This is a genomic window from Shewanella sp. Arc9-LZ (assembly GCF_010092445.1).
Lineage (GTDB): Bacteria > Pseudomonadota > Gammaproteobacteria > Enterobacterales > Shewanellaceae > Shewanella.
The window spans coordinates 2,263,673-2,276,229 of sequence record NZ_CP048031.1 but is presented as its reverse complement, the minus strand read 5'-3'; the positions used below and the strand labels follow the sequence as shown (position 1 = coordinate 2,276,229).

Annotated in this window: 10 protein-coding genes; 6 read left to right on the top strand and 4 right to left on the bottom strand. The window is 41.1% G+C overall.

Going from position 1 to position 12,557, the window contains the following annotated elements:
* Positions 1-126: 126 nt before the first annotated feature.
* Positions 127-756 (top strand): rhombosortase, encoded by a 630-nt coding sequence (gene rrtA, locus GUY17_RS09825; protein WP_101088405.1) that lies wholly within the window; start codon positions 127-129, stop codon positions 754-756.
* Positions 757-833: 77 nt separating this feature from the next.
* Here rrtA and GUY17_RS09820 read toward each other — a convergent pair whose 3' ends face one another.
* On the bottom strand, positions 834-1,490 hold the full coding sequence (locus tag GUY17_RS09820; RefSeq protein ID WP_162023022.1) for a hypothetical protein: 657 nt from the start codon (positions 1,488-1,490) through the stop codon (positions 834-836).
* Between the two features lie 255 nt (positions 1,491-1,745).
* On the opposite strand from GUY17_RS09820, the gene GUY17_RS09815 reads away from it, so the two are divergent.
* The 3 genes from GUY17_RS09815 to GUY17_RS09805 all read left to right on the top strand — a co-directional run bounded on the left by GUY17_RS09815 (position 1,746) and on the right by GUY17_RS09805 (position 3,925).
* Positions 1,746-2,429, top strand: a complete 684-nt coding sequence (locus GUY17_RS09815; protein ID WP_101088407.1) for a hemolysin III family protein — start codon at positions 1,746-1,748, stop codon at positions 2,427-2,429.
* A 116-nt stretch (positions 2,430-2,545) separates the two neighbouring features.
* Entirely contained in the window at positions 2,546-2,890 is a 345-nt protein-coding gene (locus GUY17_RS09810; RefSeq protein ID WP_101088408.1) for an MGMT family protein, read from the top strand.
* 75 nt (positions 2,891-2,965) lie between these two features.
* Positions 2,966-3,925, top strand: a complete 960-nt coding sequence (locus GUY17_RS09805; protein ID WP_162024333.1) for a DUF3108 domain-containing protein — start codon at positions 2,966-2,968, stop codon at positions 3,923-3,925.
* Here GUY17_RS09805 and GUY17_RS09800 read toward each other — a convergent pair.
* Complete coding sequence (locus GUY17_RS09800; RefSeq protein ID WP_101088409.1) at positions 3,911-4,687, bottom strand: class II glutamine amidotransferase; 777 nt, start codon at positions 4,685-4,687, stop codon at positions 3,911-3,913. The two genes, GUY17_RS09805 and GUY17_RS09800, sit on opposite strands and share 15 nt — an antisense overlap.
* Before the next feature lie 248 nt (positions 4,688-4,935).
* Here GUY17_RS09800 and fadE point away from each other — a divergent pair, with 248 nt between their 5' ends.
* Both fadE and GUY17_RS09790 read left to right on the top strand, forming a co-directional pair.
* Positions 4,936-7,383, top strand: coding sequence for an acyl-CoA dehydrogenase FadE (gene fadE / locus GUY17_RS09795; RefSeq protein WP_162023021.1), 2,448 nt, complete (start codon positions 4,936-4,938; stop codon positions 7,381-7,383).
* Between the two features lie 85 nt (positions 7,384-7,468).
* Positions 7,469-7,903 (top strand): PaaI family thioesterase, encoded by a 435-nt coding sequence (locus GUY17_RS09790; protein WP_208062823.1) that lies wholly within the window; start codon positions 7,469-7,471, stop codon positions 7,901-7,903.
* Between the two features lie 268 nt (positions 7,904-8,171).
* Here the strand turns inward: GUY17_RS09790 and GUY17_RS09785 are convergent, their stop codons facing one another.
* Together GUY17_RS09785 and GUY17_RS09780 are read right to left on the bottom strand one after the other, a co-directional pair.
* The gene (locus tag GUY17_RS09785; protein WP_162023019.1) at positions 8,172-11,267 is read right to left on the bottom strand and encodes an efflux RND transporter permease subunit; all 3,096 of its coding nucleotides are present in this window, start codon (positions 11,265-11,267) and stop codon (positions 8,172-8,174) included.
* The gene (locus tag GUY17_RS09780) at positions 11,264-12,346 is read right to left on the bottom strand and encodes an efflux RND transporter periplasmic adaptor subunit (protein WP_162023018.1); all 1,083 of its coding nucleotides are present in this window, start codon (positions 12,344-12,346) and stop codon (positions 11,264-11,266) included. Before GUY17_RS09780 ends, GUY17_RS09785 begins: the two co-directional genes overlap by 4 nt.
* Between the last annotated feature and the right edge of the window lie 211 nt (positions 12,347-12,557).

Genomic DNA, 12,557 nt, shown 5'->3' with positions numbered 1-12,557 from the left:
CTATTTTGATGACGACACCTACAGGCACACAGGTTAACGCCATGCGTTAATTTTGCGCTACAGTTAAGTTTAGTGTCTTTAGATAAATTAAATTGGCTTGTTTTGACGGTGCGAAAAGAGGATATTTTGCTAAATCATAAATCAAACACTGTTGGACTTTATCACTTTGTCGTTGCCATCAGCCTTATTTGTATTGGGCTTTTTGCGGCAGATATACCAACGCCTGCATTTTTGCCCATTGATCAGTATTTAAGTTATCAATATGACGCCATTACTGATGGACAAATATGGCGATTAATCACCGGTAACCTGTTACATACTAATTTATGGCATTTACTGATGAATTTGGCAGGATTATGGGTAATTGTGTTTTTACATGAAGTCCATTACAAGCGTCATCCAGGCAAATTTACATTGCTGTTTATCAGTTTGTGTATCTTGGAAGGTATTGGTTTATATTTGTTTTATCCTAGTTTAAAAGCCTATGTTGGGTTAAGTGGTTTGTTGCATGGATTATTTGCTTTTGGTGCGGTAATGGATATCCACAAGGGTTACCGTTCAGGTTATTTACTGTTGCTTGGTGTTATCATTAAGGTTGGATACGAGCAGATATTTGGCGCGACAAACAGTATCACCCAGTTAATTAATGCCAGAGTTGCCACTGAATCACATCTGGTGGGTCTCATTTGTGGCATCTTGTGTGCGTTATGCTGGTCAACGATTGCCCACCGCTTCAAATACCACAATTTACCTTAACGCTACACGCAAACGGTGTTTATTTTAACGCTGATTACACATACTAATTGCACATACTGGACAAACAGTATGTGCAATTAATTTATTATAGGCTCTGCTGACTCAGACTCAATCTCTGGCCCATCCATTTCCTTAGACATCCCTGATTCAGGAACTTTTTCTGATTCAGATTCAATATCTTGGATTGCTGTATTTGATTGAGCTCGTTCAACTAACTTATCGTATTCAGCTTGAGTAATAAGATAACTTTTTAACGGAGGTAATGGTTTTGTTGTCTGTTCATCAGTCACCGGGACTTCTGTCATACCACTGATATCAACTCGGCCAAATATCAACGCGATAGTGATAACGAACACATGTATTAAAATCACGACCAATGTGGTGTAACGACTGTTACTCACTGAAACCACAAAACGTTGCCAAGCATTACCACTAATGATTGGTTGATTGGGCTGCAATAAAAGTTCACTATTATCTGATACGGATCCCATCGCGCCAGTTAACTGCAACTGAATTTCATCAGCGACTTGTTGTTGATGATGTTGTAATTGTTTTTCATCTACCACTTCATCTTCTGTCTCAACAAAAGGTGTCACGCCTTTATCAAATTCAATACTCGCACTGTCAATACTCGCACTATCAACTTGCTGTGATAGTTTGTTATCCCAACGTGGATCAGCGCTATTGGTTATCGCAGATTGAAGCGAACTGGACTGTGGTTTTTTTTCAGACATAAAGACTAATTCACCAAGAATGATGGGCTAAGTATAACGTCAACAACGTCATTGAGTAGCACCTTATTTGTGCTGTTAATGTTTGAATAGGATTAATAAACGTTTACCCAATCAAACGTTAAAATAAAATTATCAGTAACCCAAATGTGAACAATATTTTCAGCTTACACGTGTTCACCTAAATATAGCTATTTGGTTTTGAGGCTGATAGACTAACCTTGCTCAAAATCCAATCAGCGTGATTTACAGGATATTATGAATTCATTATCAAACACTTTGGCATCTCAGCAAACAGTTGCGGTATCGAGCGGATCAGATTACTGCCAAGCAGAAGAAAAAGCTAATGCCCTTTCACATGCATTAGGTGTTATTGCTGGCATCATCGGCTTAATGTTAATGCTGATAAAAGCCCCCGATCATTTAACCTTAGTGCAAATTACTGGTGTGGCAATTTATGGCATTAGCATAATCGCATTGTTTCTTGCCTCTACATTATATCACTCAAGTAAAAGTGCACTGTGGCGTAAACGCTATAAAATGGCAGATCACTGTGCTATTTACACGTTAATTGCCGGCACATACACGCCAATGATGCTAATCAGTTTACAAAGCACACAAGCCACGGTGGTACTTACTGCTATTTGGTCTTTAGCTTTGGGCGGGGTTATCTTTAAAACATTGTTTATCGGTCGCTTTAAAGCATTTAGCGTAGTGCTTTATTTAGTAATGGGTTGGTTATGCGTCACTGTAATGGGCGATTTAAAAACTCACATGAGCGATTTAGGCTTAAGCTTACTGCTTGCTGGCGGTTTATTTTATAGTCTAGGGGTGATTTTTTATGTTGGAAAACGCATTCCGTTTAATCATGCCATTTGGCATTTTTTTGTACTTGGTGGCGCATTCAGCCATTTTTTATGTATTTATCTCACCGTTTTATAACTGTTAAACGTAAAATCATATCTCATAAAATTACGGTTGTACTATGGCCGCAATTTTTCTATTATCTGTTGCTAATACACCACTAAACTCAGCTTGAAGACGTTATATGGGAGCACATGACTAAACTGACGCCAATGGAGCGAATATGGTTTATTGTAAATATTATCCCTCAAGGCACTGTGCTACCTTATGGAATTGTTGCTGATTTAGCAGGGTTACCTGGTCGAGCACGTTATGTCTCTAGAGCATTGAAATTAGCGCCTGAAACACTTGGGCTCCCATGGCATAGGGTTATCAATAGTCAAGGTAAGATTTCCTTTGCAAAAAATACCGAACCTTTTCAAACACAGCAAGAATTATTAAGATTAGAAGGTATCACAGTGAACATAGGCAAGGTTTCGTTGTCTCAATATCAATGGAAACCCGATCTAGCCACCCTGGTAATGACATTACCATTTTAATCTTAGCTTATTCAGAATTCTAAACTTTAAGGTAATTATACATTGGTCAATAAATTAACTCGCTTATTCACTCTGATGTTGTCCACCTGTCCGGTGTTTTTCGCACAGGCAACTGACATTCAACAACTCACTGCAGATACTGAGTCTACGGCTAAATTGGCTGTGTCAGAAACGGCTGTGATTGCAGAAAAACTCGAGCAAATTAATGTCCCGGCTTCATTAGATGCAATCCAACAAGCTGCTATCTTATCGCCATTAACAGCCCACAGTGCTAAATATAATGTGTTTTATGGCAGCTTCGAACTAGGTGAAGCAAATTATCGTTTACCCGCTACCGACAGCGGTTTTTACAGCTATCATTTCGACAGCGATGTCAGTTTATTAATGCTGTCTGATCAACGTCATCTTACCAGCGAATTCACCCTTGAAAATGGTAAATTAGTGCCATTTCGATACATACAAGAACGCACTGGTACTGGCAGTGATTACACTGAACAGACTGCTTTTGCTAAAGCACAGAAATTTATTCATACCATTTATAAGCAAGAAGCATTAAAGCTACCATATGAAGAAAAGGTGTTTGATCCGTTAATGGTTCAATTACAATTCAGAATGGATCTCGCAGCCAACATACGACCATTAGATTATAAAATGGTTAAAGAAAAAGAAGTCGATGACTATCAATTTAGAGTCATAGGCAAAGAAAAAGTCACCATAAAAAGTGGTACTTACGATACCGTCAAAGTTGAAGTGGTGCGTGACAGTACCAAAAGACAAACATTTTTCTGGATGGCGCCTGATTTAGCTTACCTACCCGTTCGTTTAAGCCACTTTTCAAAAGGCAGCAAACAGCTCGATATTCAGCTAGCCAGCTACCAATTCGAAAAACCATTGCCTCCCATGACGCCCGTCGTCATCGACGGTCCTAAGCCTGAAGCTTCAACTACTGTGGATGAACTAGTCTCTGAAGCTGAAAATGACGCTGGCATTAGTGAGTCTGAATTAGATGAAATAAAACAGCTAGCTGTTGATTAACTCGCCTTTACGGAATAACTTCCACTCACCTGGTTGTAAAACAACCCAATTTTCATTATTGGTTAATGGTCTAGTCGCAATCACAGTCACCACGTCATTTGGCGTGGTTTCTTGACTAAAATCGATAACTACATTGGTATCAATCAAGGTAGCTTGTCCAAATGGAGCACGGCGAGTGATGTGACATAGGTTGTTAGTGCAATAGGTCATTAAGTCTATGCCATTGCTCAACAACATATTAAACACACCTAATTGTCTTATTTCATCTGCGAGCAGGCTTATATACTGAAACACTTCATTCATGTTTTCAGGTTCATACTCTCCAAACTTATTAACCACTGATTCCAATATCCAGCAAAAAGCCAGTTCACTGTCAGTATCGCCAACAGGCTGAAAACGTGACACTGAAAAAGTGGATTGATAATCGGTTAATTGGCCATTGTGCGCATAAGTCCAATAACGGCCCCATAGCTCACGACTAAATGGGTGAGTATTGACCAAGGACACACAACCTCGATTAGCTTGGCGAATATGACTTATCACGATTTCACTTTTAATCGGATATGACTTAATAAGTTCGGCAATATGTGACTTACTGCTAGGACAAGCATCTTTAAAAGTACGGTTACCTTTACCTTCATAGAAAGTAATTCCCCAGCCATCAACATGAGGACCAGTAACGCCACCGCGTTCAGCTAAGCCGGTAAAACTAAAAACAATATCCGTTGGCACATTGGCACTCATCGCCAGTAATTCACACATTAGCCTTGCCTTTTATGTTGCTATATTGAGCTAAACACTTTTGAAGAACGTATTGTAACTACTAAGCTAATTGAGTGGAACATTTCAGACACACAAATATTTAAACAATTGTTTGAAAAACACTTGTATTCGAGGCCCCATAAGGTTAACTTTTACGTGACACAGGTCTGACCACGTTCATTCTTGTGAATGAGATCAATAATAAATAAGCTATTTTGTCTACATAAATAGCTTTAAGGAGAAGTACATTGACCACCCTACTTTGGATCATCGCGATGATCTTTGTGCTCGGCGCCATGGCATACCTGCGGGTATCGTTATTATCTACAACAATTGCTGCGGCGATTGTGTTAGTTGTCGGTAGCACTTTGGACATTATTAGTGTAATAACATGGATTGTTTTCCTTGTCATTGCTCTGCCACTAAACATCAAATCATTCAGACAGAATTTTATCAGTCGTCCACTGATAAAAGTGTATCGCGGTATCATGCCAGAGATGTCTTCTACTGAAAAAGAAGCCATTGAAGCAGGTACAACGTGGTGGGAAGCAGATTTATTTGCAGGTAACCCTAACTGGAGCAAATTACACAACTATCCTAAAGCGCGTTTAACTGCTGATGAGCAAGCATTCATAGACGGACCGGTTGAAGAAGTATGTAAAATGCTCAATCAACACGAAGTGTCGCATGTGCTAGGTGACTTGCCACAAGATGTATGGCAATTCTTAAAAGATAACGGTTTCTTCGCGATGATCATTAAGAAGAAGTATGGCGGTTTAGAATATTCTGCTTATGCTCAATCTTGTGTATTACAAAAACTTGCTGGTGTGAGTAGCGAACTTGCCTCAACAGTGGGTGTTCCTAACTCGTTAGGCCCTGGTGAGTTATTACAGCACTATGGTACTAAAGAGCAGCAAGATCATTATCTACCCCGTTTAGCTCAAGGTTTAGAAGTGCCATGTTTTGCACTCACTAGCCCTGAAGCAGGCAGTGATGCTGGCTCAATCCCAGATTTCGGCGTGGTATGTAAAGGTGAATTCCAAGGCGAAGAAGTTCTTGGTATGAAGCTAACGTGGAACAAGCGCTACATTACTTTAGCACCTGTTGCTACTGTACTTGGTCTAGCGTTTAAACTACGCGACCCTGATCACTTATTAGGTGATAAAGAAGAACTAGGCATTACTTGTGCACTTATCCCTACTGACATTCCAGGTGTTGAAACCGGACGTCGTCATTTCCCATTGAACTGTATGTTCCAAAATGGTCCAACACGCGGTAACGAAGTGTTCGTACCACTAAGCTTCATTATTGGTGGCCCAGAAATGGCAGGCCAAGGTTGGAGAATGTTGGTTGAGTGTCTATCTGTAGGTCGTGGTATTACCTTACCGTCAAACTCAGCTGGTGGCGTTAAAACTGCCGCTGTTGCTACGGGTGCTTATGCACGTATTCGTCGTCAATTTAAATTACCTATCGGTAAGTTAGAAGGCATCGAAGAGCCAATGGCACGTATAGGCGGTAATGCTTACCTTATGGATGCAGTGGCAACATTAACCACTACTGCTATCGATTTAGGCGAAAAGCCATCGGTTGTTTCAGCTATCGTTAAATTCCATTTAACCGATAGAATGCAAAAATGTATCATTGATGCAATGGACATACACGGTGGTAAAGGTGTGTGTCTAGGGCCGAATAACTACTTAGGCCGTGGCTATCAAGCTGCACCGATTGCGATTACTGTAGAAGGTGCAAATATTCTAACTCGCTCAATGATCATTTATGGACAAGGCGCAATTCGCTGTCATCCGTATGTATTGGCCGAAATGGAGTCAGCTTTTGATACTGATGCAAATCGTGGTTTAGCTAACTTCGACGCGGCTATCTTTGGTCATATTGGCTTTGCAACGTCTAACTTCATTCGTAGCTTCTGGATGGGCATAACCTCATCTCGTTTCTCGAATAGCCCTTACTCAGATAAAACCAAGCGTTACTATCAACAGATGAACCGTTTCAGTGCTAACTTAGCATTATTATCTGACTTAGCGATGGCTACACTGGGTGGAAACCTAAAACGTAAAGAACGTATTTCTGCTCGTTTAGGTGATTTATTGAGCCAGCTATACCTGACTTCTGCAACGCTAAAACGTTATGAAGATGATGGTCGTTTAACTGAAGATTTACCTTTAGTTCAATGGGCTGTTGAAGATTCGTTGTACAAGTTACAAGATTCGTTAGATGACTTACTGAACAACTTCCCAATGGGTTTAGGCATTGCACTTCGCGCCGTTATCTTCCCATTCGGTCGTCCAATTAAGCGCCCTAGTGATGTATTAGATCACAAAGTGGCTAAGATAATGCAAACTCCTTGTGCTAGTCGTGACCGTTTAGGTAAAGGCCAGTTCTGGACTGCATCTGAGTTCAATGCTGTAGGTATCCAAGAACAAACGTTTAAAGATATCCTTGCCGCAGAGCCACTGTACGACAAAGTCTGTAAAGCTGCGGGTAAGCGTCTGCCATTTATGTGGTTAGATAAAGTTGCTGCTGAAGGTAAAGCGCTTGGTGTGTTAAGCGACAGCGAAATCGCTTTACTTGAACGAGCTGAAATTGGTCGCTTAAAATCAATTAACGTTGATGATTTCGATACCGATGAGCTTCGTGCGCAACTAGCACCTAAAGCTAAGCAAGAAAAAGCAGCCTAGCTGCTAGGTTAAAACCTAAAATAAAAAGGGTAAAGCGCAAGCTTTACCCTTTTTTATCGCTAAAAATTGATGCTATCGCTCAAGGATAATAATGAAACAACTCACCGGATTACAACTGATGCAAGCCATGCTTAATGGCGACATACCTGCCCCGTCAATAACGCAAACCATACCGATGAAAGCTATCGAGGTCAGTGAAGGCGCAGTAACGTTTGAAGCCCATGCAGATGATCGTCATTTAAACCCGATGGGCGGCGTACACGGTGGCTTTGCAGCGACAGTCATGGACACAGTAACAGCCTGCGCGGTTCATTCATCACTCCCAGCAGGTGTCAGTTATTCAACCATTGATTTGAACATTAAAATGGTTCGGCCTGTGCCACAAAACCAGCGATTGATCGCCAAAGGGAGCTTAATGAACTTATCAAAATCGTTAGGCATATCTGAAGGCACTTTAACCACTGAAGCAGGTAAGTTACTCGCTACCGCTACAGCGACCTGCCTTATTCTGCGCCCTTAGGTAGTTGGCTAAACGGTACTTTGCACTTTGAACTTTGAACTTTGCACTGCTAGATGAAACGGCATAATAATACGTATTCCATTAGTAATTAACTCCAGCGCTACCATTCCGTTTTCAGTTTAAATGCCTCGATAAAGCCAAGTTTGCTCCTCGTAAATAATTGAAACAAAAAAGCCAGTCACTTCAATGACTGGCTTTTTTATATATCCTGATTTCAGGTTGTATCAGTGATTACGAATCAAGGATAACGAATCAATGTTGAACGTGATTAGCCTTCTTTTAACTCTATCTCTAACTGCTTAGCGACCGCTTCTGGTGAGCTACTATTACGAGCAAACAAGCTATAAGCAACAGGAATAACGATTAAGGTAAAGAAGGTTGCCAGTAAAATGCCTGATAACACCACGACTCCAATAACAAAACGAGTTTCAGCCCCTGCACCACTGGATAACACTAATGGAATAGCCCCTGCCGCAGTCGTAATACCGGTCATTAGAATAGGTCGTAATCGTTGAGTCGAAGCCTGCAAAATTGCTTGTTGAAATTCAACACCACGGTCTCGTAATTGATTGGCAAACTCAACGATTAAAATACCGTTTTTAGCCGCCAAACCAACCAGCATGATAATGCCAATTTGACTGTAAATATTAATACTCTGGCCGGTAAACCATAACCCAATTAACGCCCCTAACGTTGCTAACGGAACGGTTAACATGATCACCATAGGATGAATATAGCTTTCAAACTGAGCTGCAAGCACTAAAAATACAATACCTAATGCGAGTAAGAACACAAAGTTCATCGAGTTACCCGACTCTTGGTAATCTAACGATGGCCCTTTATAACTTATCACCGCTTCTGCAGGCAAATAAGTTGTAGCAAGATCATTGAGATAATCTAACGCTTCACCCAGAGTATAATCATCGGCCAAATTGGCCTCTAAGGTAATAGCACGCATACGATTGTAACGATTTAACGAGCTGGCATCGGCAAACTCTTCAATCGAGACTAAGTTCGATAACGGGATCAGTTCTTGCGAACGATCCGAACGAACGTAAAGATTCTGCATATCCGTAGCAGTACTTTGATTGTCACGATTACCTTCGACAATCACATCATACTCTTCACCATCGCGCATAAAGGTTGTCACCAAGCGCGATCCAAGCATCGACTCTAATGTTCGGCCAATATGCGCAATTGATACCCCTAAATCTGCTGCACGTTCACGGTCAATCACCACTCTTAACTGAGGCTTGGTTTCTTGGTAATCGTGATCTAAACCAATGAGTTTATGATTTTCTTTGGCTTTCTCGAGCATAATGTCACGCCAATCAGCCAGTTCTTCGTAGCTTGGGCCACCAATCACAAACTGCACTGGTTTACCCACACCGCGACCAAAGGCTTGGCGCATTATCGGGAATGCACGAATACCGGCTAAATCTGATAGACGATTACGGATATCGACAATAATTTCATTGGCACTGCGACGTTCAGCCCAATCTTCCAAAACGATAATAGCCATACCGTTAGAAAAGTCTGATGCGGTGCCAAAGCCACGAGGAGCGCGGATCAATAAGCGCTTAATATCGCCACTTTCAACCAAAGGCATTAAGCGGCCTTCAACTTCATCCATGTATTTTTCGATGTATTCAAAGCTGGCACCTTGAGGTCCATTGACCATTAAAAACATCGAGCCACGGTCTTCTTGTGGAGCAAATTCTTGAGGAATTTTATTCAATAAAAAACCACTTAATGCAAACGAGATTAATACGATTAATGACACTAATACAGGTCGCTTAACCCCTGCTTGCAAGCTTATCAAATACCAGCCCGATATCTTGCTCATCATTTTATCGATTTGTTTAACCAGCCAAGGATCTTGTGTTGCAGGCTTTAATAACTTTGAGCACATCATCGGACTTAATGTTAACGCCACAATACTGGAAAAAATCACAGCCGCACTCATGGTGACAGCAAATTCTTTAAACAGCTTGCCTAAATCGCCCTCTAAGAAGGTAATAGGCATAAATACAGCTACCAGTACCAAAGTCGTTGCCACGATGGCAAAACCCACTTCACGCGCACCTAGAAAGGCTGCTTTAAGCGGAGAATCACCTTCTTCAATCCGTCGATGAATATTCTCTAACATCACAATGGCATCATCAACCACCATACCAATCGCCAGGATCATCGCTAATAGGGTCAGTAAGTTGATGGTATACCCTAGTGCATATAGCACTATAAACGTCCCCATTAAGGATACGGGCACAGTGATGGCTGGAATTAACATCGCCCTCACCGAGCCTAAAAACAAGTAAATAACAATAATCACTAACACCATGGCGATAAACAGTGTTTGATAAACCTCATCAATAGAAGCTTCAATAAACACCGAGCTGTCGTATGAGCGTTTAATCTCCATGCCTGCTGGCAATGTGGGGTTAAGTTTGTCTACCAACGCATTAGCAGCGCGTGCCACTTCAAGGGTGTTAGCGGTAGATTGCTTACTGACCCCTAAACCAATCATTGCCTCTTTGTTACCTCGGAAAATAATCCGCTCTTCCTCGGAGCCGATTTCTACCTTGGCAACATCGCTTAATTTAACTAAATAACCATCATCGCCCTGCATGATCACCAAGTTAGAAAAATCTTCCGCCGTTTTAAATACCCTGTCCAGACGCACGGTAAAATGACGTTCTTTGGATTCAATAGAACCCGCTGGTAACTCAACGTTTTCAGAACGTAATGCAGCTTCGACATCAGATACCGTTAGGTTGCGCGATGCTAATGCTTGGCGATCGATCCAAATTCGCAGCGCATACACTTTGCCGCCACCTAAACGTAACGTTGACACGCCATCGATAACTGAAAATCTATCCACTAAATAACGATTTGCGTAATCAGTCAGCTGCAAGATATCCATTTGGTCGGACACCAAATTGAGCCACATAATGACTTCATCACTGCCGTTAGCTTTGTAAATTGAGGGAGCATCAGCTTCTTCAGGAAGCTGTTCTAATAAACCTGAAATACGATCACGAACATCATTGGTCGCGGCTTCGATATCTCGATTAATATCAAATTCAATGGTAACGCTTGAACGGCCATCACTGCTTGACGAACTTATATGACGGATGCCTTCAACACCACTTATCCTATCTTCGATAAGTTGAGTGATTCGACTTTCAACCACAGAAGCACTGGCGCCACGGTAACTGGTCTCGACCGACACAATTGGCGGATCGATATTTGGATATTCCCGCAAGGGTAATTTATCGAATGATACCAAGCCTAAAACAATCAATAAGATACTAATAACAGATGCAAAAACAGGCCGTTTAACCGATAAGTCAGTTAATATCATGCTGACGTCTCCATGCCTTCTACTTGCGCAAACTTAAAGTTTTCGGCTTGCTCAACTTGAACTTTATCTCCTGGTCGAACTTTTAAAATACCGCGAATAATCACTTGTTGATCAACCTTAAGCCCGTCGGTTATTTCAACCCAGCCACGAGTCCGGCTGCCTAAAGTTACCTGCTGCTGTTCAACAACATTTTCATCATTTACTACATAAACAAAATGCTTATTTTGAATAGGAATAATTGCGGCTTCAGGTAATAGTAATGCTTCACGACTTTGCTTAATAAGGCGCACTTTCATCAACATGCCGGGCAGTATCTTAAAATCATCATTAGGCATTACCGCGCGTACCACTACCGCTCGAGTATCTGGGTTAACGCGGCTATCAATCGAAGTAACAACGCCTTTAAATATCTGGTCGGGATACGCAACCGCTTTGGCTTCAACGAGTTTGCCTGGTTGTAATTCTTGAATAAAACGCTCTGGCACAGAAAAATCTAATTTAATTTTACTCACATCGTCTAGGGTACTAATTTGCTCACCTGGGGTCACTAAGCTACCCACACTCACTTGGCGTAAACCTAATTTACCTGAAAATGGTGCTTTAATTGCGCGGTCTTCTAGCGCAGCTTTAGCCTGCGCAACTTCTGCACGAGTGGTATCAATTAAACTTTGTAAGCGGTCACGCTCTAATTCAGCAATCGTTTTGCTGGTGACCAATGTACGAATACGATCTAATTCACGTAGATTTTCAACTAACTTAATTTCGGTTACGGCTACTTTTGCTTTATGTTCATCATTTCTCAGTTGTACTAATAACGCCCCTTTTTCAACTAAATCGCCATCGTTGAAATTAATACTAGTGACAATTTCAGTGATTTTGGATGTAACGATAATAGACTCATAGGCTTTACCCGTACCCAATGCTTCGACTTCATCACGAATAGGCATAATCGCCACCTTGGCAACCACAACATTAGGTATGGGTCTTGGACGTTGAACTATCGCTTCTTTAGGAGACAGTAAATAGTAAGCCGACAGTGCAGCTAGCACTATGGCGATCAGTACGATTATCTTTTTCATTTCGAGTCCGTAACCATCAAAGGTTGCATGAATTATATATTTGATTTTCTATTTAATGTGATTGTACTTAGCAATAAATCCACATCAAGTTGTTTTACTTTTGCTTACAAATTACGAACAGATTAAACAAATAGTTCACCCTTGGTAAATATGCATTGTATTCACATTTTTAGCGTTATTTATGCATATTTGGTTATTTATACGCATTATT